Source organism: Alloalcanivorax sp. C16-2, from assembly GCF_046507615.1.
GTDB lineage: Bacteria > Pseudomonadota > Gammaproteobacteria > Pseudomonadales > Alcanivoracaceae > Alloalcanivorax > Alloalcanivorax marinus_A.
The window spans coordinates 36,497-59,900 of sequence record NZ_JBKFTL010000006.1 but is presented as its reverse complement, the minus strand read 5'-3'; the positions used below and the strand labels follow the sequence as shown (position 1 = coordinate 59,900).

Annotated in this window: 28 protein-coding genes; 11 read left to right on the top strand and 17 right to left on the bottom strand. The window is 63.8% G+C overall.

From position 1 onward, the window contains the following. Nucleotides 1–15: 15 nt before the first annotated feature. The gene (locus ACLD02_RS18200; RefSeq protein WP_410299362.1) at nucleotides 16–1,074 is read right to left on the bottom strand and encodes an AraC family transcriptional regulator; all 1,059 of its coding nucleotides are present in this window, start codon (nucleotides 1,072–1,074) and stop codon (nucleotides 16–18) included. Between the two features lie 106 nt (nucleotides 1,075–1,180). On the opposite strand from ACLD02_RS18200, the gene ACLD02_RS18195 reads away from it, so the two are divergent. Continuing rightward, entirely contained in the window at nucleotides 1,181–2,974 is a 1,794-nt protein-coding gene (locus tag ACLD02_RS18195; protein ID WP_410299361.1) for an N-acyl-D-amino-acid deacylase family protein, read from the top strand. Here ACLD02_RS18195 and ACLD02_RS18190 read toward each other — a convergent pair. Next, complete coding sequence (locus ACLD02_RS18190; RefSeq protein ID WP_410299360.1) at nucleotides 2,923–3,378, bottom strand: nucleoside deaminase; 456 nt, start codon at nucleotides 3,376–3,378, stop codon at nucleotides 2,923–2,925. The two genes, ACLD02_RS18195 and ACLD02_RS18190, sit on opposite strands and share 52 nt — an antisense overlap. Before the next feature lie 36 nt (nucleotides 3,379–3,414). On the opposite strand from ACLD02_RS18190, the gene ACLD02_RS18185 reads away from it, so the two are divergent. Continuing rightward, nucleotides 3,415–4,386 (top strand): helix-turn-helix transcriptional regulator, encoded by a 972-nt coding sequence (locus ACLD02_RS18185; protein ID WP_410299359.1) that lies wholly within the window; start codon nucleotides 3,415–3,417, stop codon nucleotides 4,384–4,386. Between the two features lie 6 nt (nucleotides 4,387–4,392). Here ACLD02_RS18185 and ACLD02_RS18180 read toward each other — a convergent pair whose 3' ends face one another. Then, complete coding sequence (locus ACLD02_RS18180) at nucleotides 4,393–5,502, bottom strand: class II histone deacetylase (protein ID WP_410299358.1); 1,110 nt, start codon at nucleotides 5,500–5,502, stop codon at nucleotides 4,393–4,395. 230 nt (nucleotides 5,503–5,732) lie between these two features. Between ACLD02_RS18180 and ACLD02_RS18175 the strand changes: the two genes are divergently transcribed. From ACLD02_RS18175 to ACLD02_RS18160, 4 genes are all read left to right on the top strand, one after another. Further along, a complete protein-coding gene (locus ACLD02_RS18175; protein ID WP_410299357.1) occupies nucleotides 5,733–6,845 on the top strand; it encodes a ferredoxin reductase in 1,113 nt (370 codons plus the stop codon). A gap of 10 nt (nucleotides 6,846–6,855) precedes the next feature. Next, nucleotides 6,856–8,043, top strand: a complete 1,188-nt coding sequence (locus ACLD02_RS18170; RefSeq protein ID WP_410299356.1) for a fatty acid desaturase family protein — start codon at nucleotides 6,856–6,858, stop codon at nucleotides 8,041–8,043. Nucleotides 8,044–8,117: 74 nt separating this feature from the next. Further along, nucleotides 8,118–8,360: a FitA-like ribbon-helix-helix domain-containing protein gene (locus ACLD02_RS18165; RefSeq protein WP_161385719.1), complete on the top strand. Its 243-nt coding sequence runs from the start codon at nucleotides 8,118–8,120 to the stop codon at nucleotides 8,358–8,360. Next, nucleotides 8,360–8,779 carry a type II toxin-antitoxin system VapC family toxin gene (locus ACLD02_RS18160; protein WP_410299355.1) on the top strand — a complete coding sequence of 140 codons (420 nt, stop codon included), beginning with the start codon at nucleotides 8,360–8,362 and terminating at the stop codon, nucleotides 8,777–8,779. The genes ACLD02_RS18165 and ACLD02_RS18160 overlap by 1 nt, the downstream gene beginning before the upstream one ends. 8 nt (nucleotides 8,780–8,787) lie before the next feature. Here the strand turns inward: ACLD02_RS18160 and ACLD02_RS18155 are convergent, their stop codons facing one another. From ACLD02_RS18155 to ACLD02_RS18145, 3 genes are all read right to left on the bottom strand, one after another. Further along, complete coding sequence (locus tag ACLD02_RS18155) at nucleotides 8,788–10,035, bottom strand: type II toxin-antitoxin system HipA family toxin (RefSeq protein WP_410299354.1); 1,248 nt, start codon at nucleotides 10,033–10,035, stop codon at nucleotides 8,788–8,790. Further along, nucleotides 10,028–10,318, bottom strand: a complete 291-nt coding sequence (locus ACLD02_RS18150) for a helix-turn-helix domain-containing protein (RefSeq protein ID WP_410299353.1) — start codon at nucleotides 10,316–10,318, stop codon at nucleotides 10,028–10,030. The genes ACLD02_RS18155 and ACLD02_RS18150 overlap by 8 nt, the downstream gene beginning before the upstream one ends. A gap of 156 nt (nucleotides 10,319–10,474) precedes the next feature. Continuing rightward, nucleotides 10,475–10,675: a hypothetical protein gene (locus ACLD02_RS18145; protein ID WP_410299352.1), complete on the bottom strand. Its 201-nt coding sequence runs from the start codon at nucleotides 10,673–10,675 to the stop codon at nucleotides 10,475–10,477. A gap of 97 nt (nucleotides 10,676–10,772) precedes the next feature. Here ACLD02_RS18145 and ACLD02_RS18140 point away from each other — a divergent pair, with 97 nt between their 5' ends. Then, nucleotides 10,773–11,447 carry a hypothetical protein gene (locus ACLD02_RS18140; RefSeq protein WP_410299351.1) on the top strand — a complete coding sequence of 225 codons (675 nt, stop codon included), beginning with the start codon at nucleotides 10,773–10,775 and terminating at the stop codon, nucleotides 11,445–11,447. Between the two features lie 174 nt (nucleotides 11,448–11,621). Here ACLD02_RS18140 and katG read toward each other — a convergent pair whose 3' ends face one another. Both katG and ACLD02_RS18130 read right to left on the bottom strand, forming a co-directional pair. Continuing rightward, nucleotides 11,622–13,796, bottom strand: coding sequence for a catalase/peroxidase HPI (gene katG, locus ACLD02_RS18135; RefSeq protein ID WP_410299350.1), 2,175 nt, complete (start codon nucleotides 13,794–13,796; stop codon nucleotides 11,622–11,624). Between the two features lie 175 nt (nucleotides 13,797–13,971). Then, nucleotides 13,972–14,355 carry a SecDF P1 head subdomain-containing protein gene (locus tag ACLD02_RS18130; protein ID WP_410299349.1) on the bottom strand — a complete coding sequence of 128 codons (384 nt, stop codon included), beginning with the start codon at nucleotides 14,353–14,355 and terminating at the stop codon, nucleotides 13,972–13,974. 181 nt (nucleotides 14,356–14,536) lie between these two features. Here ACLD02_RS18130 and ACLD02_RS18125 point away from each other — a divergent pair, with 181 nt between their 5' ends. Then, nucleotides 14,537–15,373 (top strand): ion transporter, encoded by an 837-nt coding sequence (locus tag ACLD02_RS18125; protein WP_410299348.1) that lies wholly within the window; start codon nucleotides 14,537–14,539, stop codon nucleotides 15,371–15,373. Between the two features lie 278 nt (nucleotides 15,374–15,651). Here ACLD02_RS18125 and ACLD02_RS18120 read toward each other — a convergent pair whose 3' ends face one another. Beyond that, nucleotides 15,652–15,936, bottom strand: a complete 285-nt coding sequence (locus ACLD02_RS18120) for a hypothetical protein (RefSeq protein WP_194297080.1) — start codon at nucleotides 15,934–15,936, stop codon at nucleotides 15,652–15,654. Between the two features lie 92 nt (nucleotides 15,937–16,028). Between ACLD02_RS18120 and ACLD02_RS18115 the strand changes: the two genes are divergently transcribed. Both ACLD02_RS18115 and ACLD02_RS18110 read left to right on the top strand, forming a co-directional pair. After that, nucleotides 16,029–16,604, top strand: coding sequence for a TetR/AcrR family transcriptional regulator (locus tag ACLD02_RS18115; protein ID WP_410299347.1), 576 nt, complete (start codon nucleotides 16,029–16,031; stop codon nucleotides 16,602–16,604). Nucleotides 16,605–16,688: 84 nt separating this feature from the next. Further along, nucleotides 16,689–17,093 carry a PaaI family thioesterase gene (locus tag ACLD02_RS18110; protein ID WP_410299346.1) on the top strand — a complete coding sequence of 135 codons (405 nt, stop codon included), beginning with the start codon at nucleotides 16,689–16,691 and terminating at the stop codon, nucleotides 17,091–17,093. A gap of 27 nt (nucleotides 17,094–17,120) precedes the next feature. On the opposite strand, the gene ACLD02_RS18105 is transcribed toward ACLD02_RS18110, so the two are convergent. From ACLD02_RS18105 to ACLD02_RS18080, 6 genes are all read right to left on the bottom strand, one after another. Further along, nucleotides 17,121–19,316 carry an OsmC domain/YcaO domain-containing protein gene (locus tag ACLD02_RS18105; protein ID WP_410299345.1) on the bottom strand — a complete coding sequence of 732 codons (2,196 nt, stop codon included), beginning with the start codon at nucleotides 19,314–19,316 and terminating at the stop codon, nucleotides 17,121–17,123. Nucleotides 19,317–19,409: 93 nt separating this feature from the next. Continuing rightward, the gene (locus tag ACLD02_RS18100; protein WP_410299344.1) at nucleotides 19,410–19,712 is read right to left on the bottom strand and encodes a type II toxin-antitoxin system RelE/ParE family toxin; all 303 of its coding nucleotides are present in this window, start codon (nucleotides 19,710–19,712) and stop codon (nucleotides 19,410–19,412) included. Further along, nucleotides 19,709–19,990 (bottom strand): type II toxin-antitoxin system Phd/YefM family antitoxin, encoded by a 282-nt coding sequence (locus ACLD02_RS18095; RefSeq protein WP_203105607.1) that lies wholly within the window; start codon nucleotides 19,988–19,990, stop codon nucleotides 19,709–19,711. The genes ACLD02_RS18100 and ACLD02_RS18095 overlap by 4 nt, the downstream gene beginning before the upstream one ends. 65 nt (nucleotides 19,991–20,055) lie before the next feature. Continuing rightward, nucleotides 20,056–20,286 carry a DUF6429 family protein gene (locus ACLD02_RS18090; protein ID WP_203105606.1) on the bottom strand — a complete coding sequence of 77 codons (231 nt, stop codon included), beginning with the start codon at nucleotides 20,284–20,286 and terminating at the stop codon, nucleotides 20,056–20,058. Between the two features lie 83 nt (nucleotides 20,287–20,369). Next, complete coding sequence (locus ACLD02_RS18085) at nucleotides 20,370–20,711, bottom strand: hypothetical protein (RefSeq protein ID WP_410299343.1); 342 nt, start codon at nucleotides 20,709–20,711, stop codon at nucleotides 20,370–20,372. A 37-nt stretch (nucleotides 20,712–20,748) separates the two neighbouring features. Next, a complete protein-coding gene (locus ACLD02_RS18080) occupies nucleotides 20,749–21,666 on the bottom strand; it encodes an AraC family transcriptional regulator N-terminal domain-containing protein (protein ID WP_410299342.1) in 918 nt (305 codons plus the stop codon). Between the two features lie 188 nt (nucleotides 21,667–21,854). On the opposite strand from ACLD02_RS18080, the gene ACLD02_RS18075 reads away from it, so the two are divergent. Next, complete coding sequence (locus ACLD02_RS18075; RefSeq protein ID WP_203105603.1) at nucleotides 21,855–22,580, top strand: SDR family oxidoreductase; 726 nt, start codon at nucleotides 21,855–21,857, stop codon at nucleotides 22,578–22,580. A gap of 108 nt (nucleotides 22,581–22,688) precedes the next feature. On the opposite strand, the gene ACLD02_RS18070 is transcribed toward ACLD02_RS18075, so the two are convergent. Together ACLD02_RS18070 and ACLD02_RS18065 are read right to left on the bottom strand one after the other, a co-directional pair. Continuing rightward, nucleotides 22,689–23,132, bottom strand: coding sequence for a GAF domain-containing protein (locus tag ACLD02_RS18070; protein WP_338015242.1), 444 nt, complete (start codon nucleotides 23,130–23,132; stop codon nucleotides 22,689–22,691). 33 nt (nucleotides 23,133–23,165) lie between these two features. Next, complete coding sequence (locus ACLD02_RS18065; protein ID WP_203105602.1) at nucleotides 23,166–23,315, bottom strand: type II toxin-antitoxin system RelE/ParE family toxin; 150 nt, start codon at nucleotides 23,313–23,315, stop codon at nucleotides 23,166–23,168. Nucleotides 23,316–23,404: the final 89 nt, after the last annotated feature.

The following is a 23,404-nucleotide window of genomic DNA, read 5'->3' as shown; positions in this document are numbered from 1 at the left end:
GGCTTGGGCGGGGCATCATAACACAGCGCCGACGCCGTTCCCGGCGGTGCCCCGCAGCGCATGCTGGCGTCGCCATTGGCGGGGCGGGCAGCCATGGGCCTTGTGAAAGGCCCGGGAGAAAGCACCGACATTAGCGTAGCCCAGCAGGCTGGCCAGCATGGTCACGGGGATGGTGGAGGCGCTCAGGTGCCAGCGCGCCACGCCCATGCGGGTTTCCGTGAGCAGGGTGTTGAAGCCGGTGCCCTGCTGGCGCAGGCGCCGCTGCAGGGTACGCGGATGCAGGGCCAATAAAGCGGCGATGTGTTGCAGGTCGTGCCCGCCGGCGGGCAGGGTCTGGCTGATCAGGGCGCGCACCCGGCGCGCCAGGTCGTCCCCGGTCTCGCGAATCAGGCCCTGGATATAGCCGTCCAGATAGCGGTTCAGGGCCTCGCTGGCGGGCACCAGCCGGCGGCGCAGAATGGCGGCATCGAACACCAGCACATCCTGCTCCTCGTTGAAGGACACCGGCGCCGAGAAAAAGCGTCGGTACCGGGCCTGCGTGGCGAGCGGGCGGTGACACAGGGCCACTCGCAACGGACGGATGTCGCGACCGATCAGTTCCTGGATCAGACGCAAACAAGCCCCCACGGACAGCTCCCGGTAAACGCGCCGGTCCAGATCACCATCGAACAACTCGAAGCGGTACACGTACAGGCGGTCACCGGTGACCTGGCTGCTCCAGTATTCGCCCTGGTTGTGCAGCGCTATGTGCCGTTGCAGTACCGCCAACCCGTCTTGTGGCCCGGCGCTGTCCTGGATCAGCTTGCCCAGAGCTCCGAGCATGGCCATGCCCTGCCCGTCCGCCATGCGCAGACCGAAATCCGGGCACGCCAGACGCCGGGCGCAGCTGCCCAGCAGCGCGGCGAAGCGCGCCACCGGCATGATGGCGTCGGGGTCGGTAAGCAGGCTCGGCGACAGACCATGATCGCGCAGCAATACCCGGGGCTCGCCGCCGAGGCTCTCCACCAGGGGCCGCCAGCCCATCAGAGCGCCGCTGCGCACGCCGTAAGCCGGTGTCGAATACGAGGAAGACATGACGGTGTCGTGAATTGGTAAGTCCGGCCCAGTATAGCCGCCTATGCTGATGACGTCCCAAGGGCCCGGACCAGGAGCCCCATAACCACAACAAGAGGATGACGCCATGGCATACGCCTATGACTTCGTGATTCGCGGCGGCCGCTACTTCGACGGCACCGGCGCCCCGGCCACCGACAGCGACGTGGCGGTAAAGGACGGTCACGTGGTGGCGGTGGCCCCGACGCTGGACAGCGACGCCGCGGAACAGGTGATCGATGCCCACGGCAAGTGGGTGCTGCCCGGCTTTCTCGATACCCACACCCATTACGACGCTGAATTGCTGGTGGCGCCGAGCCTGTCCGAATCGGTGCGCCATGGCGTCACCACGGTGCTGGTGGGCAGTTGCTCACTGTCCATGATCTGCGCGGACACCGAGGACGCCTCGGACATCTTCACCCGGGTGGAGACGGTGCCCCGGGAGAAGGTGCTGCCGATCCTGGAAGCGAAGAAAACCTGGCGCACGCCGGCCCAGTGGCTGGAGCACATTCACTCCCTGCCGCTGGGGCCCAACCTGATCTCCCTGCTCGGCCACAGCGACCTGCGCACCGGCATCATGGGCCTGGAGCGGGCCACCGACCGCCGGACGCGCCCCAGTGAGCAGGAACAACAAGCCATGGAAGCGCTGCTGGAGGAGGCCCTGGAACTGGGCTTCGCCGGCCTGTCCACCATGTGCCTCAAGTTCGACAAGGTGGACGGCGACCGCGCCTGGTCCCGGACCCTGCCCAGCACCTACGCCCGCTGGAGCGAGGTGCGCCGCCTCAACCGGCTGCTGCGCCGCTACGACCGGGTCCACCAGGGCGCCCCCAACGCCGCCAACCCGTTGCAGATATTCCAGTACCTGGGCGAGGCCGTGGGCCTGCTGCGCAAACCCCTGAAGACCACGCTGATCTCCATGCTCGACCTCAAGGGCAACGCCACCGTACGCCCCATGGCCATGCTCTCGGCACGGGTCACCAACTGGCTCAACGGCGACTTCCGCTGGCAGCTGCTGCCCACCGCCTTTTCGGTCTACGCGGACGGCATGGACGTGGTGCTGTTCGAGGAATTCGGCGCCGGCGAAATGGCCCTGGACCTGAAGGACCAGATCGAACGCAATGAACTGCTGCGGGACCCGGCCTACCGTCGGCTGTTCCGCAAGAACTACGGCAACAAACTGTCGCCCCGCGTCTGGCAGAGGGACTTCGCCGACGCCGTGGTGCTGGACTGCCCGGACCCGGCCCTGGTGGGCCGCGACTTCGCTAGCCTGGCCGCGGAGCGCGGCGTGCACGTGGTGGATTTCTTCCTCGACGCCATGATCGAACACGGTCGCAAGCTGCGCTGGTTCACGGTGATCGGCAATCACGATCAAGAGCGCCTGAAACGGATGGTGTGCTTCCCGCACACCCTGCTCACCTTCTCCGACGCGGGCGCGCACATCCGCAACATGGCGTTCTACAACATGCCGCTGCGCTTCCTGAAACTGGTGCTCCAGGCACAACGCCAGGGCGAGCCGGTGATGCCCATGGAAAAAGCCATCTGGCGACTCACCGGCGAACAGGCCGACTGGCTTGGCGTGGAAGCGGGCAAGATCCGCCCCGGCGACCGCGCCGACCTGATGATCCTCGACCCCGCCGGCCTCGACCAGGAACTGGAACAGCCGCAATGGGCGGAGATGGAAAACTTCGGCCTGCAGCGCATGGTGAACCGCAACCCGGGCATCATCGAAGCGGTCTGGATCAACGGTCGGTTGGCCATGGAAAACGACCGGGTCATGCCGGCGCTGGGCCGCGATGCCGGCTTCGGCCGCTTCCTGCCGGCGGGCGGGGCTCAGTCCTCGCCGATGTCCTCGTGCCAGACGTCCGGGTTGGCGCGGATGTAGTCGGCAAGCAGGGTCTTGCAGTCCGGGTCGTCCAGCTCGATGACGCGCACGCCGTGGGCGCGCAGCTCGTCCAGGCCACCAGGGAAATTCTCGGACTCGCCCACCACCACGGTGCCAATGCGGAACTGGCGCACCAGGCCGCTGCAATACAGGCACGGCGCCAGGGTGGTGACCATGATCTTGTCGCGGTAGCGGCGCTGACGGCCGGCCTTGCGGAAGGCGTCGGTTTCGGCGTGCACCGAGGGGTCGTCTTCCTGAATGCGCCGGTTGTGGCCGGCGCCGAGCAGGGTGCCGTCGGCGTCGAACAGGGCCGCGCCGATGGGGATGCCGCCCTCGGCCAGGCCCTGGCGGGCCTGTTCCAGGGCCACCTTGAGCAGGGCGTGGTAATCCAGAGTGTCGCTCATGGGTTCTCCTTGACCTCGTCTCAAGGCGGTGCTGCTATGAGCGAAGAGAATAACAACGGGGTGACCACCATGTCGCCATTGCAGCAACCCATCCTGGCGCTGCGGGAGCTGATCGGCTTTGATGCCGCGCAACTGGTCGCGTTTCTGCCGTCGCAGAAGCGTCATGTTTCGCTGTGGCATCAAGGATATTCCCCAGCCAGCATCGATGCCCTCGCCGACCAGTTTCCGCGCCTCTATCCGCCGGGTTTTACCCGACAGCTTTCCCCCCGGGACCGGCTGCCGCCTTCCATCAGTGAGTGCGCCGGCAAGATGTTTCCGCCGTTCCTGGCGACGTCGGTTTACCGGTCCGCTCTGCACCCTCAGGGTTTCCAGGACGGCATGACCATTGAGCTGGGCATCGAGGGGCGGCATCTGGGGCTGGCGCATTTCTCTTCCTGCACGCCGGGCGCCTTCAACCAGCGGGTGCGCACCCTGGCGCGGGGCGCCCAACCGTTGCTGGAGGCCGCCCTGCGGGAGCGCCTGCCGGCGCTGCACGCCGAACAGTCGGTCCCGGTGTACTTCAACCGTCAGCCGGGGCGGCAGGCGTTATACGCGCCGCGCCCGCCGGCCGGCCTGGATCACCAACGGATGGCCCGGGCGCTGGCTTCGCTCAAGGACGATACGCTCACCGCGTTCTGGCTGGAGGGGCGCCGCGCCTTTCGGCTGCACGCGCAAAAACTCGCCGGGGAGGACGTGCTGGCGACGCTGACGCCCACACCGCTGCCGATGAACATGACCAGCGCCGAGATGCGGGTGCTCAGCTGGCTGGCGGCGGGGCTTGGTGACCGGGACATCGCGCGGCGCCTTTGCCTTAGTGAACGCACCGTGCATTCCCACGTGGCTTCCCTGCTGCGGCGGCTGGGCGTGCAAAGGCGCGCCCAGTTGTCGGCCCAGGCGGCGGCCAACAACTGGTTCGTGCCCGATGCACGGGGATTGATCCTGGCGTCCGTGCCCGGTCTGGGGCACTGACGGCGCTCAACGCAAGGCGTCGATCAAGGGCACCGCTTCCTCGATGCGGGCACGCTGCTCATCAAGCAGCTCGGCGCCGCCCATGCCGGAAAGAAACTCCAGGTAAGGATCTTCCAACCCGCCCTCACCGGCCAGTTCCTGCAGCACCGCCAGGCCGCAGAACGGCACATAGTGCGGGCTGTAACCGCCTTCCTGGATGAACATCAGGCGCCCCGCGCAGAGGTCGCCGGCGGCCTCCCGGATGCGCCGGGTCATGCTTCGGAACCCTTCCGAGGTCACCATCATCCGGGCCAGCGGGTCCATGATGCTGGCATCGAACCCGCAACCGACGATGATCAACTGGGGGCGGTAGGCCCGCAGCGCCGGCAGCACCACGGTGTCCATGGCGTGCAGATAGGCGCCATTGCCGCAGCCCGGGGGCATCGGCACATTCAGGTTGTAGCCCTGCCCGGCCCCGCCACCCCGTTCATGCAGGTAGCCGGATTCCGGTGGGAAGCAGAGGTGCTGGTGCAGTGACAGGGTCAGTACCGACGGGTCTTCCCACCAGATGTCCTGGGTGCCGTTGCCGTGGTGCACATCCCAATCCACGATCGCCACGCGCTCCAACCCCAACTCATGCCGGGCGTAGGCCGCCGCCACCGAACTGTTGTTGAAAATGCAGAAGCCCATGGCCGCGTCACGCGGGGCATGGTGCCCCGGCGGGTTCACCAGCGCGTAGCCGTTGTCGATCTCGCCGCCGACCACGCTCTTGGCCATCTCGATGGCGCCGCCGGCGGCCAGCAGCGCGATCTCCAGACCACCATTACCGAGATGGGTGACGCCGTCGCCGGCGTCACCGCCGGTTTCCCGCGCGCTGAGCTCGCGCATCCGCTCCAGATGGCCGGCGGTGTGGACGCGCAGGATGTCCTTGTCCCGGGCCGGGCGGGCGTTCACCGGGGTCAACGACTGGAACTGGCCGGAGGCCCGGACCAGCTCGTGAAAGCGGCGCTTGGTGTCCGGGTGCGCCAGGTGATGGCTGATGGGCTGCACCCTTGCCGCCAGATTGGCGCTGGTAAGGCCGCCGGTGCCGGTGTCCATCCAACCGTAGAGGGTATCCCACAGATAGCCGGTCGCCATGTTGTTCTCCTTTTTGATCGAAGGTTATTTCGATACTAGGAGGTGGGACCGGCGGCCTCTTCCGTAGCACTACCGAATTTACCGGGAATTGACCTTCACGCCGGAGCGATGGGCGCGGCGGCACCGTTGAACAAAATTGCCGTCTTCCCAAACGGCGGCTTTGTCGTTACCGTGAACACCTGTACACAAAGCATGGCTGATTAGCATAATAAGGGAATCAGGAGGCAGGCATGACGACCCCGGTACCGGAAAGCAAGGCACCCAGGCGCTGGCTGACGCGGCTGTCCGCGATCAGTGATATGTTCGCGTTCCCGCTGCGCACCTCCCACTACGTGGAGCTGGTGAACCCGCTTTGGACCACCCACCGCATGCACGCCCGGGTGGTGGACGTGTGGGACGAGACCCGCGATGCCCGCACCGTGACCCTGAAGCCCGGCGCCAACTGGCGGCTGCACCGACCGGGCCAGCATATTCGCGTGGGCATTCCGGTGGACGGCCGCCACTACACCCGCACTTATACCATCTCATCGCCGCCGGAGCGCGACGATGGCTGCTTCACTATTACCGTCAAGAAGATCGACGGTGGGCGGCTGTCCCACCACATCGTCCGTAATCTGAAGGTGGGCGATTTCATTCCGGTGGGGCTGCCCCAGGGCGAGTTCTATCTGCCCGACGCCTCGCCGGTGCAGCCGTTGTTCATCACCGCCGGCAGCGGCATCACCCCCGCCATGAGCATGGTGCGCAGCCTGATCGCCCAGGAGCGACTGCCGGATACCGTGCACATCCATTACGCGCCCCATGAGTTCGACACCATCTTCGGCCGCGAGCTGCGCCGGCTGGATCAGGCGCAGCCGCACTACCACCTGCACGAGGTGCACACCCGCCACGCCCCCGAGGACCAGAACCATTTCACCGAGGCGCAGCTTGAACGTCTCTGCCCGGACTGGCGCGAGCGGGACTGCTACGCCTGCGGCCCACCGGCGTTGCTGGCCGCCCTGGAGCAAACCTGGGAAAACGCCGGGCTCGCCGGGCGGCTGCACATCGAGCGTTTCCGCGCCGACTTCGCACCGATTCCCGACGACGCCGTGGGCGGTAAGGTGCGCTTCGCCGGCAGCAACCTGGACGTGGACGCGGACGGCGAGACCAACCTGCTGCGCGTGGCCGAGGACGCCGGGCTCAACCCGCCGCACGGCTGCCGCATGGGCATCTGCCATACCTGCAACACCACCCTCACATCCGGCTGCGTGCGCGACCTGCGCAGCGGCGACTTCATCAACGAACCCGGCGCCATCGTGCAGGTGTGCGTGTGCGCGGCCGCCGGGGACTGCGAACTGGCACTTTAGGGAGAACGGCATGAGCACGAAACGCCCCTTGCCGGTGGACCTCACCGACGAACAGATCGACGAGTTTGGTCGCGAGATGGACGCCATCTACCACGAGACCCTGGAATCCCGGGGCGAGAAGGACCGGCTCTACATCCTGCGGCTGATCCGCACCCAGCGCGCCATGGCCCTGGTGGGCCGGCTGGTGATCTACGCCAGTCTGTTCCTGCTGCCGGCCTGGGGCCACGCCCTGGCGGGCTGGCCGTCCACGCTGATCGTCATGGCCCTGGGCGTGAGCCTGCTGGGCCTGGCCAAGATCCTGGAGAACATGGAAATCGCCCACAATGTGCTGCACGCCCAATGGGACTGGATGAAGGACCCGGAGATCCAGTCCAACACCTGGGAGTGGGACACCATGAGCCCGTCGGACCGCTGGATGCACTCCCACAATGTGGTGCACCACACCTGGACCAATGTGCTGGAGAAGGATCTGGACGTGGGCTACGGCATCATGCGCGTAACCCCGCACCAACCCTGGAAGCCCGCCTACCTGTTGCAGCCGGTGTACTTCGTGCTGCTGATGCTGCTGTTCGAGGAAGGCGTGGCGCTGCACGAGCAGGCGCTGATCGACGTGGCCGAGCGCAAGAAAAAGCCCAAGGAGATCCTGCCGCTGATGAAGCACATCGGCCGCAAGGTGTGGGGCCAGGTGCGCAAGGACTACATCATGTGGCCGGGCCTGGCCGCCCTGGTGGCGCTGCCGATTTCCCTGGTGGTGCCGGAATCGCCGCTGACCGTGTTCCTGCTGGTGGCCGGCGCCAACTTCGTGGCCAACATCATGCGCAATATCTGGGCGTTCGTGATCATCTTCTGCGGGCATTTCCCCGCCGGCGTTTATCACTTCACCCAGGAGCAGACCGAAGGGGAATCCCGTGGTCAGTGGTACCTGCGCCAGCTGCTGGGCTCCGCCAACATCACCGGCGGCCCGCTGTTCCATGTGATGTCCGGCAACCTGAGCCATCAGATCGAGCACCATCTGTTCCCGGACCTGTGCAGCAACCGCTACCCGGAGGTGGCGCCCCGGGTGAAAGCCCTGGCGGACCGCTACGGCCTGCCCTACAACTCCGCGCCCCTGTGGCGGCAGTTCGGCACCACCTGGCTGAACAACCTGCGGCTGGCGCTGCCCGGCGGCGCCACGCCACCGGAGCCGGCGCGGGCCTGAGGGCCGGCAAGTGGTGGCTTTCCTCCGGATGACAGCAGTGCTAGCATTGCTGTCATCCATTGAGGAGAACGCCGATGAGCACCCTGACCGTCCGCAATCTCGATGACGACCTGAAACAGCGCCTGCGGCTGGAAGCCGCCCGCCACGGCCATTCCATGGAAGAGGAAGTGCGCCGGATCCTGCGCCGGGCCCTCAGCGAGCCGGCGCCGGAACAGGGCCTGGGCAGCCGCATCCGTGACCGCTTCGCCGCCTACGACGGCCAGGAGCTGGAGCTGCCCGAGCGCCGCGACCCGCCGCGTCCGGCGGACCTGGATTGATGATCGTCCTCGACACCAATGTGCTCTCCGAGCTGATGCGCCCGGCGCCGAACCCGGTGGTGGTGCACTGGCTGGACCGGCAACCGGCCCGGGATGTGGCCACCACCAGCATCACCGTGGCGGAGATCCTGTACGGCATCGAGCGGCTGCCCGCCGGCCGCCGGCAACGCACCCTGGCGATGCTGGCCGCCGAGCTGTTCGACCAGGAATTCAGCGGGCGCCTGCTCACCTTCGACGCCCTCGCCGCCAGCCACTACGCGCAGAAAATCGCCAACGCCGAACGCAACGGCACCCCGGTAAGCATGGCCGACGGCCAGATCGCCGCCATCTGCCACACCCACGGCGCCACCCTGGCCACCCGCAACACCAAGGACTTCGAGCCTCTTGGCATTCCCTTGATCAACCCCTGGGTCTCGTAACACCGCTTCTACAAACGGCTGGCAGTGGCCAGGTCCTCATGTTCGAAGGCGCTTTCCATGCGCTTGATTTCAGCAGCGGGAGCGCCCCGCTTTCTCGCCGCATCACGCCACCCCTTACAGGCTTTGGCCACTTCCCGAATGCACGCATCCGCTTCCGCCGGTTTGAGGGAAAATTCGTCCGCCACGGAGCGCAGCAGTTCGATGGAGCAGGTGCCGTCATCCAGATCGATGTTGGTGGCCAATACGCGGGCTTTCATATCCTGAGGCGTGGGGTTGAGGTCATAGGCCGGCGACAGGGACCAGCCGGCCATGCCTTGCCACAAGAATCCGTGATTGCGCAGATGATCGTCCACGTTGGAAACCAGGATGGAAAACGCCACTCGCCGGAACAGTTCCTGGCGATCCTCGCGGGCGCTCGCCCCTTGCTCGGCAAGGGCATCGACGATCTCCAGATAGCTGCCCCGTTCACCATCCCGGTGCTCGGTCATCGACATGGCCGACAGGAAAGGAATCCGCTCATCGCCGTCGCGGTCGAATCGGCGGGACAACAACACAGGCCGCCCGGCCACTTCATGCAATTCGTGGTCGGCCGCGCGGATCCCCGCCCGCGCCGCGAGGTCCAGGGCGATGGCTTCCCAGCGTTCCAGGGAATATTCGTCGGTTTCCTTAGGGAATTTGGCGATCGCCAGCCGGCCGTGCTGATCGACCACCGACGCCTTGGGGCGGGCGCCCCCCAGCGAAGAGCCTGGCGCGAAGATCATGCGCAGGTCTTCATCGGTCTCGTCACCGCGAACGATCCGCTGCGAAGCCCCGAGCAAATCCCCCAGCGCGAGGAGGTCCGGCACCCCCCTGGACTGCGGTGCCTGAAAAACCTCCTCCCCTTCCCACCGAAAGCGCAGCGCGCCAAGCCGCGTCAGGTCCGAGACACCGAGGAGAAAGTCGGTCTCGTGAAGGGTACGTACCGCCCGGCCTTCCCGTTCCGCCGCGCGCCGTTCGCGGCGGCGCATCAACATGCGGCCCCAAGTGTCCGGTGCGGAATCGCCCAGGGTGCCGAACATTTCCGCGCCGGCCGGCGGGCGGAACAGGCCCGGCCCCACCGGCAACGCCGGGTCCATGGAAAAGCGGTCGTCCGCCGCCAGCCACTCCGGCGCGTACTCGAAGGTCACCGTTTCGCGGCCCCGGCTGGCATGACGGCGCAGCAACCCCACGCGATGATTCCGGCGCCGCCAATCCAGAAACACCTCGACGTTACTCATCCTTGTCACCCCTCGGGCGCGGCGATGAGGCCCGCTGGCGCAGCGATTCCCGGCTGATCTCAAGCCCTTGGGGGTCCTCGGCGCTGTCGGCCAGGTCCGCCAGCCGGGGCAGCATGCCCAGCGCCTGCAGCACACCGGCCAGAATCGCGACGCTCACCGCCGTGTCCCCCTTCTCCAAACGGGTCAGGGTGGCGCGGGAAGTCGCGGCACGCTCGGCCACGATTTCCATGGACAGGTTACGGCGCAGGCGCGCTTCGCGGATATCCTCGCCCAGTTTCCGCAAGGCTCGGCGGACCGCCGGAGAGGGGCGATAAGGAGCAGGCATAATGTAATCTTCATGAGTCATTAACCACTTTAATGTCTCATGAAGATTACATTGAATCAAGAAAGAGGCGGGGCCCCGGGGTGATGTCACCCTCGGGGTCCCGCCAGGGATGGATCAGAACCGGCCCAGGCCCATGACCTTGGCCCAGGCGGCCACGAAGTCCTTCACGAACTTGGCTTCGGCGTCGTCGGACACCGGCGCCCAGGCGATGCTCATGTCCACGACGGTTTTGAAGAAGTCGTTGCTGAGCGTTTCCGGGCGGTCGGTGAAGACGCCGTGCTCGGCGCCATCGTAGTTGGCGTTGAGGGCGCGCATGCCACTAAAGATCAATAATTCTGACACAAAAAAGACAACTTGCTTGACTTAATAATTCATGCTATATCGATTATGGGCAAATAAAAAGGAGAACATCATGATAAGGATTATTTCGGCAGTCTTAATAGTAACATCAACCTCTGCTTGGTCGGCCTCCCCTCCCGAAGACGGCCCCCTATCCACCCCCCTTGATCCAGATATTGTGACAAATGCGACTATCATCGGCGAATCAAGATGGCCGGATGAAGAAGGTATAATCCTTGAGCGAGAGTACTACCTGAAAGACGGAAAAAACGAAATATACGCCAAGCGTCGCTTCAGAGTTATAGAAAATGGAAGACTCGAACTCATATGGAGGTCTCCAGAGGCACGCAACCTGGACGTTAGGGCATGTGCCTTTTACGGCGGCAAACCAATAGAACCCGGTGAGGCCTCAAAAATAATATACTCCGACGATGTAGTATATTCAGTAAGTTGTGAGATCAGCCCAATCGACAAAAAAAACAGTTCAGGATCAATATCGCCTCAAGACATTGAGGTGGGGGATCAATACCTTAGATGGCAGGATGCAAACAGCACCGCCACTGCTGGAATCAATGCTGTTTTTCTAATGCGTGCAGCCTACCGTTTCCACGGCGCCGGCCAAGCTTGGTTTAACTCCAGCACCGAAGCTGCAAGGGACCCGGGAAGCTGTGTTCTCAGTATTTTACGCACTCACACAGGGCAAGGAACGCATGAATCAATACTGATCGATAGTCGTCGAGCTGGGTAAAGGATCAACCAGGAACTTACCCCATCCATGCGGAAGGCTGCTCCAAAAGCCTTTGTGATACTCAAGTTTTTTCCGCGACACTTATCGATTAGCACCTCCTCCCCAATTACACTAAATACTCTTCTTTAGAAAGCGGGCGAGGATCGGCTCCTCGCCCTCATCCATATCACTTTCTTATCGGTCGAACCGGCCCAGGTCCATGACCTTGGCCCAGGCGGCCACGAAGTCCTTCACGAACTTGGCTTCGGCGTCGTCGGCGCCGTACACCTCGGAGAGGGCACGGAGCTGGGAGTTGGCGCCGAAGATCAGGTCGAGCCGGGTGGCGGTCCACTTGAGCTTGCCGGTGGACCGGTCGCGGCCCTCGAACAGGTAGTCGTCGTCCTCGGACACCGGCGCCCAGGCGATGCTCATGTCCACGACGGTCTTGAAGAAGTCGTTGCTGAGCGTTTCCGGGCGGTCGGTGAAGACCCCGTGCTCGGAACCGTCGTAATTGCCGTTGAGGGCGCGCATGCCGCCCACCAGCACGGTCAGCTCCGGGGCGGTGACGGTGAGCAGCTGGGCGCGGTCGATCATCAGGTGCTCCGCGTCCACCGTGGCCTTGGCCTTTCGGTAGTTGCGCACCGCGTCCACGAACGGCTCCAGGTAGCGGAAGGAGTCCACGTCGGTCTGCTCCAGGGAAGCATCGGTGCGGCCCGGGGTGAACGGCACGATCACCTTGTGGCCGCCGTTCGCCGCCGCTTTCTCCACCGCCGCCGCGCCGGCCAGCACGATCAGGTCCGCCAGCGACACCTTCTTGCCACCGGAGGCGGCGCCGTTGAACTCACCCTGGATTCCTTCCAGGGTCTTCAGCACCTTGTCCAGGTTGTTGGGGTCGTTCACCGCCCAGTCCTTCTGGGGCGCCAGCCGCACCCGGGCGCCGTTGGAACCGCCGCGCATGTCCGAACCGCGATAGCTGGAGGCGGACGCCCAGGCGGCTTTCACCAGATCCGGGATCGACAGGCCGCTGTCCAGAATCCTTGCCTTGAGGGCGGCGATGTCCTGGTCGTCGATCAGGGCGTGGTCCACCTTGGGCACCGGGTCCTGCCAGATCAGTTCTTCGCTCGGCACTTCCGGGCCCAGGTAGCGCTCGATGGGGCCCATGTCCCGATGGGTGAGCTTGTACCAGGCGCGGGCGAAGGCATCGGCGAATTCCGCCGGGTTCTCGTAAAAGCGCCGGGAAATTTTTTCGTAGACCGGATCGAAGCGCAGCGACAGGTCGGTGGTGAGCATGGTGGGCTTGCGCTTCTTGCTCTTGTCATGGGCGTAGGGGATGTCCGCCTGCGCGTCCTTGGCCACCCACTGGTAAGCACCGGCCGGGCTCTTCTCCAGCTCCCATTCGTGGCCGAACAGGTTCTCGAAAAACAGGTTGGTCCATTGCGTCGGCTGTTGCGTCCAGGTCACTTCCGGGCCGCCGGTGATGGTGTCGTCACCGAAGCCGCTGCCATGGCGGCTGTGCCAGCCCAGGCCCATGGATTCGATGGGCGCCGCTTCCGGCTCCGGCCCGATCAGGCCCGGGTCGCCGGCGCCGTGGGTCTTGCCGAAGGTGTGGCCGCCGGCGATCAGGGCCACGGTTTCCTCGTCGTTCATGGCCATGCGCGCGAAGGTTTCGCGGATATCGTGGGCCGCCTTCAGCGGGTCCGGCTCGCCCTCCGGGCCTTCCGGGTTCACGTAGATCAGGCCCATGGTGGTGGCACCCAGCGGGTCCTCCAGGTCACGGTCGCCGGAGTAGCGCTTGTCGGTGCCGAGCCAGTCGCCTTCGTCACCCCAGTAGATGTCGGTTTCGGGTTCGTAGAGGTCCTCGCGGCCGCCGGCGAAGCCGAAGGTCTCGAAGCCCATGGATTCCAGCGCCACGTTACCGGCCAGCACGATCAGATCGGCCCAGGAAATCTTGTTGCCGTACTTCTGCTTGATCGGCCACAGCAGCCGCCGGGCCTTGTCCAGGTTGACGTTGTCCGGCCAACTGTTGAGCGGCGCGAACCGCTGGGTGCCGGTGCCGGCGCCGCCGCGCCCATCGCCCAGCCGGTAGGTGCCGGCGCTGTGCCAGGCCATGCGGATGAACAGCGGGCCATAATGGCCGAAGTCCGCCGGCCACCACTCCTGGGAATCGGTCATCAGGGCGGTGAGGTCTTTCTTCAGCGCCGCCAGATCCAGGCTCTTGAAGGCCTCCGCGTAATCGAAGTCCTCGTCCATGGGGCTGGTCACCGGCGCATGCTGGTGAAGGATGTCGATGCGCAGCTGGTTGGGCCACCAATCCTGATTGGTGGTGCCACCACCCGCGGTGTTGTGAAAAGGGCATTTGCTCTCGGTCATGGTCGTTCTCCCTGAAAAAAACACGCCTGCGATTATTCTGCCGGCCTTACGGCCCGGTGCTTATAGATGTACTCCGGCGCTGCCTATCGGGCAAATACAGGCAATCGAACAAACCGATAGCTTTTGTCAGTGGCTCCTTGTTGACGTATTGACGGACATAATCAGAGAACTTTTATTACAAGGGCCCGCACTCACCCTGGCCGTGCTTGATCCGCTGAACCGCGTCCCTGGCCTGGGCGTCGGAATCAAACCCGGTCAGCATCAGGCCTTTATTCAGCGGAGACTGAATATAGGGAGCGCTCTCCATGAGCGGCTGGCCCTCACCGTCAATCAAACGCATCTTTCTACCCACCCGGGAACGGGTGAACTCATGGAGCAACGCACCACCGTGGTCATCCAGGCGGATGTACACCACCGGCATGCCGGTCTCATCCTCGGTGGCCGCCCGTGCGGACTCCAGACAGGCGTTAGACAGCCGGAAGGACTCCGCCGGCTCCGCCTCCGCCGCCATCACGGATGACGACCAGCCCAACAGCATCACCACGACAACACGCCACATAGACATTTCCCTTCCGTGCCTCAGTTCAACATCCACCGCGACAGGCCGTACCAGATCGCGCGGATGATCAAGCCATCAACATAACAGTTAATGCCCCATGGAGAGGAGCGCTCCGGGAGCGCCGGCGGGCAGTGATCGGTATACTGCGCGCCGACAATCATCCGGCACGACGGAACAAGGCATGACGACACTGACAATCGACGGTTGGCGGGCCCGGCTGGGCCACTGGGTGGAATCGCCGGCGGTACGGCACTTCATCACCGGCCTGATCATTCTCAACGCCGTGGTGCTGGGGCTGGAGACCTCCCGGCGGGCCATGGACGTGGCCGGCGAACTGCTCGCCTTGCTCAACAGCCTGATCCTCGCCGTGTTCGTGGTGGAGATCGTCGCCAAGCTGGCGGCCTTCGGCCCGCGCTTCTTCCGCTCCGGCTGGAACCTGTTCGACTTCGTCATCGTCGCCGTTTCCCTGGCGCCGGCCGCCGGCCCCCTGGCGATTCTGCGCAGCCTGCGCATTCTGCGGGTGCTGCGGCTGCTTTCCACCATCAAGCGCCTGCGCATGCTGGTGGAATCGCTGATGCACTCCCTGCCCGGCATCGGCTGGACCGCCGCCCTGCTGCTGATGATGTTCTACATCTTCGGGGTGATGGGCACGGAGCTGTTCGGCGACGCCTTCCCGGACTGGTTCGGCACCCTGGGCGCCAGCATCTACACCCTGTTCCAGATCATGACCCTGGAAAGCTGGTCCATGGGCGTGGCCCGGCCGGTGATGGAGCAATACCCCCACGCCTGGCTGTTCTTCGTGCCCTTCATCCTGATCTCCAGCTTCATGGTGCTGAACCTGTTCATCGCCATCATCGTCAACGCCACCCAGGAGGTGCACGACCTGGAGCAAAAGGAAGAACGGGACCAGGCCAACCAGCGCGCCCACGACGAACGCCAGGAAATGCTCGAGCTGCTGCGCGCCATGGACCAGCGCCTGAGCCGGCTGGAACAACAAAAGGAAAACACCCCCCCGTAGGAGCGGCTTTAGCCGCGATGGGCCGTGTCGCCGACCCAGGCGCCGGATCGCGACTGAAGTCGTTCCTACAAGGACATGGTGGCACCGCCCGGGAATGTAGGAGCGGCTTTAGCCGCGATAGCCGTACCGCCGATCCAAACGCCGGTTCGCGACTGAAGTCGCTCCTACAAGGACATGGTGGCACCGCCCGGGAAGGTAGGAGCGGCTTTAGCCGCGATGGCCGTGCCGCCGATCCAAGCGCCGGATCGCGGCTGAAGTCGCTCCTGCGAAATGAGGGGTTAGTTGAGCATGCCCTGGGACAAGCCGTACCAGATGGCGGAAATGATCAGCCCGCCCACATAGCAATTGATCACCACCGCGTACTTCGGCAACTGGAAGAAGCCGAAGTGATCCTTCACGTTGCGCAGGAAGAAACTGCCCACCAGCAGCGTGCCGATCAGAATCCCCAGCGGAAAGGAGCGGTGCAGAAAGGCCGGCACCAGAGCAAAGGCAAAACCGCCATAGAGCAGCAACGCCCCCAACAGGTCGGTTTTCCAAAGGTGAAAATCGTCGTGCTGTTGCATGATCGCCACACTCATAAACAGGAAAGGGCCTCCGCAAAGGCCGGATTGTGTCACCATACAGACCGGTCTACTGCTTTTCGATGGAGTGCGTCATGGGAGCCCGCCCCAAGCACCGGGACAATCTGATATACACCGCCGCACGCCTGTTCCGCCAACAGGGCTATGCCGCCACCGGCATCAACGACATTTTGAAGGAGGCGGCGGCGCCCAAGGGGTCGTTCTACCATTACTTCCCGGGCGGCAAGGAAGAACTGGGCGCGGCGGCCATCCGCCACGCCGGCGAACTGGTCACCGGCACCCTGGAACGGCTCGCCCTGGCCCACGGCTCCCCCGGCGACACCCTGCGTGCCTACGGCGCCCTGCTGGCCGGCTGGCTGGCGGACTCCGACTACCGCGACGGCTGCCCCCTGGCCACCACGGTGCTGGAAGTGACGCCCCAATCCGCGCTTATCACCGTCGCCGCCGAGGAAGCCTATGACCGCTGGCGGCGAACCCTGGCGGCGATCATCGCGCCGGACGACGCCTCCTCGGCAGCGACACAGGCGCTGGCCTCGCTGACCGTTTCCGCCCTGGAGGGCTCTCTGATCCAGGCGCGGGTGGCGCGCAGCCCGGCACCAATCCACGAGGCCTGCAACCAGCTCGCCCACTTGATCACCCCGAGCCACTGAGGACGACCGGTGCCTGCTGGCTGAAGATTGACCGTCCATGATAATTATATAGACTGGTCTACATTAAATTGTTGGAGCGTCATCATGGATACCGTCCCCGAAGGCTTTCGGCCCCACCCGCGCAAAAGCGGGTTCACCGCCCCCTGGGAACCGATTTATCAACGCCCCCATGAAGAGGGCCTCAGCCTGGGCCTGCACGCCGGAGACGCCCACGCCAACAGCCGGGGCTTCGTCCACGGCGGCTTGATCTCCACGCTCTGCGACAACGCCATGGGGCTGAGCTGCGCCGGCGCGCTCGGCGGCATCAAAGGCCTGGTAACGGTGAACCTGAGTATGGATTTCCTCGGCACCGCCCGGGTGGGTCAGTGGCTGGAGGTGCGGGGAGCAGTGACCCGCACCGGGCGCACGCTGAACTTCGCCGAGGCGCGGGTGTTCGCCGACGGCAAGCTCTGCGCCCGGGGCAGCGGGGTGTTCAAGGCCCAGGTCTAGATCGGGCGATTCCCGTGACGCCGCCGGTCAGCGCGCCGCCGCCGCGCGGGCGGCGTGGAGTTTTTTGTAGCTCTCGATCAGGCGCTGGTGGCGGTCCAGTCCCTCGAGCTGCATGTTGGTGGGAGTGAGCCCCGGGAAGCGGACGGTGCCCTTCACGGCGCCGACCACATCGTCCATGGTTTCCGCGCCATACATGCGGCGCAGGCTGGTCAGGTAATCGTCCAGGTCCAGCTCGCTGTCCAGGGTGATTTCCAGCACCGCGCTGACCGCCCGGTAGAACAGGTTGCGCTCCACCGTGTTGTCATTGAACTGCAGGAACGCCTCGGTGCGTTCCAGGGCCTCGTCGTGGCGGCCCAGGGCCAGGTCGATGAGCAGTTTCAGCTCCAGCACGGTGAGCTGGCCCCAGACCGTGTTCTCGTCGAACTCGATGCCGATCAGGGTGATGATGTCGGTGTAGTCGTCGATCTGGCTTTCTTCCAGATGCTCCGACAGGGCGGCGAGCTGGTCATCGTCCAGGCGGTGCAGGTTGAGGATGTCCTCGCGGTAATCCAACGCCTTGTTGGTGTTGTCCCAGACCAGGTCCTCCACCGGGTAGACCTCGGAATAGCCTGGCACCAGGATGCGGCAGGCCGGCGCGCCCAGCTCGTGGTAAGAGGCGGTGTAGACCTCCTTGCCCAGGTCCTCGAGGATGCCGAACAGGCGCTCCGCTTCTTCCTGCGTATTTTGTGAAGAGCCGCCGGAAAAATCCCATTCGTGAAATTCCACGTCCGCCTTGGCGCTGAAGAACCGCCAGGACACCAGGCCGCTGGAGTCGATGAAGTGCTCCACGAAGTTGTTCGGCTCGGTCACCGCCAGGCTGTTGAAGGTGGGCGGCGGGAAATCGTTGAGCCCCTCGAAACTGCGGCCCTGCAGCAGCTCGGTCAGGCTGCGCTCCAGGGCCACCGCCATGCTCGGGTGAGCCCCGAACGACACGAACACGCCACCGGTGCGCGGGTTCATCAGCGCCACGCAGGCCACCGGGAATTGCCCGCCCAGGGAAGCGTCCTTGACCAGCACCGGGAAGCCCTGGGCCTCCAGCGCCTCGACGCCTTCCACCAGCTTGGGGTACTTGGCCAGCACTTCTTTCGGCACGTCCGGCAGCGCCAGCTCTTCCTCGATGATCTGCTTTTTCACCGCCCGCTCGAAGATCTCGGACAGGCATTGCACCTTGGCCTCGGCCAGGGTGTTGCCGGCGCTCATGCCGTTGCTGAGGAACAGGTTTTCGATCAGGTTGGAGGGGAACCACACGGTCTCGCCGTCGGAACGGCGCTCGAACGGCAGCGAGCAGATGCCACGGTCCACCCGACCGGAGTTGGTGTCGATCAGGTTCGAACCACGCAGCTCGCCGTCCGGGTCGTAGATCGCCCGGCAATGGTCGTCCAGGATCTCCGCCGGCAGTTCATCCTCGGGGCCGGGCTGGAACCATTGTTCGTTGGGGTAATGCACGAAGTCGGCGTTGGCGATCTCCTCGCCGAAGAACTGATCGTTGTAGAAGAAGTTGCAGTTCAGCCGCTCGATGAACTCGCCCAGGGCGGAGCACAGGGCGCTCTCCTTGGTGGCGCCCTTGCCGTTGGTGAAGCACATCGGCGAGGCGGCGTCGCGGATGTGCAGCGACCACACGTGCGGCACGATGTTGCGCCAGGAAGCGATCTCGATCTTCATGCCCAGCGCTTCCAGCGCCCGGCTCATGGTGGCGATGGTCTCCTCCAGCGGCCGGTCCTTGCCCTCGATAAAGGTGCGCGCGCCATCATCCAGGTCGGTGCCCAGCAGCGCCTGGGCGTCCTCGTCCAGGTTCTCCACGGTCTCGATCTGGAAATCCGGCCCGGTCTGCACCACCTTCTTCACCGTGCAGCGGTCGATGGAACGCAGAATGCCCTGCCGGTCCTTGTCGGAAATATCCTCCGGCAACTCCACCTGGATGCGGAAAATCTGGTTGTAGCGGTTCTCCGGGTCGACGATGTTGTTCTGCGACAGCCGGATGTTCTCCGTGGGAATGTCCCGCGCCTTGCAGTACACCCGCACGAAATAGGCCGCGCACAACGCCGACGACGCCAGGAAATAATCGAACGGGCTGGGCGCCGAACCGTCGCCCTTGTAGCGAATCGGCTGGTCGGTGACCACGGTGAAGTCGTCGAATCTGGCCTCCAGGCGGAGGTTGTCGAGGAAGTTGACCTTGATTTCCATTGGGAGACTACCGGTTGGCGAATGTGGCGCGGGGGCCTGGCTGGGCGCCATTATCCAGATTTTGCCGGTGGGCGTCTTGGGAGACGATGAAGGCTACGGATCGCCGTCGTGGATTTCATCGGAGCGCAGAAGCTGGCTGCTCCGCCGCACCGTCAATACATCGATGCGGTCTTTCACGCTATAAATGACTCGATACTGGCCGACGATCACTTCACGGATACGCCGGGCTCCCACCTCGGGCACGATTCGGCCACTCTCGGGGAACGCCGCAAGCCGTTCCACGACGGCGAAGATGTCATCCACCCAGCCATCCGCCGCACCGGGGTTATCCTCGGCGATGTACAGAGCAATGTCCTCGACACGCTCAAGGGCCAGCGGCGACCAGACGATGTTCATTTCGACAATCGGCCCTTGATCCTGGCCTTCGCATCCCGATGGGGAATCCCGTCCCCCGCGGCGATCTGCTCCTCCGCCTTATAGACCTCCTCCAGCACCTCCAAGCGCTCCTGCATTCGCTCATACTCATGAACGTCCACCAACACCGCCACGCCACGCCCGCGCTGGGTGAGCACCATGGGGCGCCGGGTCTCGTGGATGTGTCTCACAAAGGTGGCCACCCCAGCCCGGAATTCGGACAGAGGGCGGATGTCTTCATCAACTCGGACTCGCGGCATGGCACTTTCCCGTACATAATTACGTACATTAAAATGTACTCTTATTGACCTCGGATGTCACTTGCCTATCCGTCCCGGCCAAACAGCTCCCGAAAACGCCGCTCCGATTCCTTCAAACCTTCCTCGGTCAGCAAGACTGATTTCGCTTTCCCGACCGGATTACAAATCAAGCCCTTTTCATGAAGCCTGTTCATGGCATCCCAATCAAAGGACTTCCAGGCTCGGTCACCGTCGTGCAGCGTCAGATGCAGCAACGCCAGAACGGCCTGATCGACTTTCTCCTCATCAATTTCCATCAGGCTTTCTCCTGTCAGTGGCAAGGATACGCGCCGGATTTTGACAACCCGAATCAACGGCCTCAAGCCGGCCTTGCAAGGACCTAATCACCAATGCGGCTGTAGGATTCGAACGGAATCCCATGCTCCTCAAGAAAGCCCTGGAGACCAGACGCGGCGTCGCCGCTGAAATGTTTCTTGAGTAGTGCAAGAGGATCGCCACGGTGGCCAAGCGCCTGGCGCAGCGGCTCCACATCCTGTGCCTTGATGGTCCAGCGCCACTCGTACTCGGCGCAGCCGAAGGCGTCGCGGACGCCCTGGCCCAGGTCCTGGCCCTCGAAGACCAGGTCGCCGTTCTTCTGGCGTGTGACACCGAGGAAACGGTAGTCGCCCGGGCGGCGCTCTTCCCGCAGCGTCACGCTGTTCTTTTTCGATTCACCAAACATTGGGACTCTCCGATCGAACCGATGAAGGCATCCATTTTCATATGCCACCAACACCTCCGCTCTCCTGGTCGTTCGTAGTGTTACTCCGCCGCATTCGCGCGATGTCCCTCACTGGAGGGTTGCCAAACATGCGGGCGTATTCCCGACTGAACTGGGAGGGGCTCTCGTACCCCACTCGATAGGCGGTGCTTGCGGCGTCCAATTGTCGGGACAGCATCAGGCTACGTGCCTCCACCAGCCTGACGGATTTCTGGAACTGCAGCGGGCTCATACTGGTGACGGCTTTGAAATGCACATGAAAAGTGGAAACGCTCATCCCGGCCAGGCGCGCCAGTTCTTCCACGGATATCGGCCGATGATAGTCCCTGCGCAGTTTCTCTATGATCGTGGAGATTCGCTGTGTCGGTGTACCGGTGAGGGATATCTGCGCGATCCGAGGGCCGTGCTCGCTGCGTAACATGCGGTAATGCATCTCGCGCACCAGAAACTCACCCAGCACGGGAATATCCTCGGGCACCTCGATCAATCCCAGCAGGCGCAGCAAGCTGTCGCCCATGGCACGATCCACCTGACCGATGAACAGAGCGTTCCCGGACTGCTTATGAGCGACAGCGGATGACGGCATAAGCGGGAGCAGCTCGGAGATTCGCTGCCCATCAATATCGATCTGGATCACGAAATAGGGGCGCTCTTCCGTAGCCTCCTCCACAATGCCAATCACCGGCAGGTGCACCGAAGCCACCAGAAACTCCAACTCACCGTACGAGACACGCTGCTTGCCGAGCATCACGTTCTTGCGGCCCTGCACTATGACGCACAGGCAAGGCTGGTATACCGCCGGCATTTGGGTGTTGGGCCGGGAAATCCGGTAGCAGGACACATTGGGGATCGGTGTCGGGTTGAATCCCTCTTCCGTCGCGGCGCGCTCGACCAGACGCACCAGTGTCTTTTTCAATGTTACGCTCACCTTTGTTGTGCTCACCGTTCCCAACCGATTACTCTTCCGCCCGCACACCTCGGACAATCGGGCAATAATAGACGATTTTCATGTATCGTTTCCCACCACCCCGCCAACTAATATGACAAGCCTTGAACAGGGGCCCTTCACCGCCCCGGTTAAACCGCCCTTCAAGGAGCCTTGTCATGGAACAGCGTAAATTAAAAGTCATTTTGATCACCGGCGCCAGCAGCGGCATTGGTGAAGCCACCGCCCTTACTCTGGCCCTGGCCGGCCATACCGTGCTTCTGGGCGCACGCCGGACGGAACGCCTTGAGGCCCTGGCACGGAGAATCAAGCAAAATGGCGGCACTGCCAAGGCCTACACTCTGGACGTCACCTCCCGGGAGGACTTTCAACGGGTCGTGGCCGATGCCAGCGCGGAGTTCGGCCCCGTTGATGTGCTGGTCAATAACGCAGGCCTGATGCCACTGGCACCCATGGCGGCCCTGAAAGCGGACGAGTGGGACCGAATGATTGATGTGAATATCAAAGGGGTACTGAACGGCATCCAGGCAGTCCTGCCCACCATGGAAGAGCGAGGCGGACACATTATCAACACCGCCTCGATCGCGGCCCATAACGTCTTCCCCACCGCCGCGGTCTACTGCGGCACCAAATTCGCCGTCCGCGCCATCTCCGATGGCCTGCGAATGGAAACCAAGAAGATCAGGGTGACCACCATTTCCCCCGGCGTGGTGGAAAGCGAACTGGCCCGCACCACCACCGATGCCGACACCAAGGCATGGTTGGAAGACTTCCGCAAAGTGGCATTGAAACCCACGGCCATCGCCAACGCCATTGCCTACGCCATCTCACAACCGGATGACGTCAATGTGGATGAAGTGATCGTGCAACCCACCGCGGCCTGACATCTCCTCACCCTGCCGCCATCCCGCGGGGGCGACCCATCGCCTATGATCGCGACCGAAGCGGTAAGCCGCCCGGTCGCTCCTACGGGAATAAGAAGAGGGGACGTTTCAGTGCGGGGTGCTGGCCAGTTCCGTCAGACCATCCAGCACATCCCGGCCAGCGCTGTGCACCTCCTGGATGTCCCGGCGGAAAAAAGTCTTGGTGCACTCGGTCTGCACCACCAGCACGCCCCGCAATTGGTCGCCGTGCTCCAGGGGGATGCCCAGGTAGCTCTTGAAACGCTCCTCGCCGGAGCCTTCCACGTGGAAATAGTCGGCGTGGTCCTGAATCACCCGGGCGACCACGGGCTGGCGGGTGCGGGCCACCTTGCCGGTGAGGCCCTGGGCGTAACCCAGCTGCTTGCCGATCACGCTCTGGTTCAGGCCGCTGGTGGCGACGATCTCCAGGGTTTGCTGGTCCGGGCGGGCCAGGTAAAGGCTGCAGACGTCCACATCCAGCTTGCGCCGGACGGCGTCCACGCGGTCGTTCATGGTGGTGCGATGTTCAGTCACGCTGACTCCCGGGAAAGGTCAAAGGACACGACCTTAAGCAATAGCCGTGCCATGGGGTGGGCCGTGCCACACCCTCAGGACAATAATGGCGCTGGCATGGACCGAATAACGAACCACGTAGCGGCCAAAAACGATATCGCGAATGGAATCCGGGTCCGGGGCCAACGCCACGGGCGAGCCCATTCGCGGAAAGTCGGGCAAGGCGCTCGCTCAAGCTGCTGTTTCTCGATGTACTCCGAGAGCGCCTGGTTAATCACCCAGCCTTTGCTACG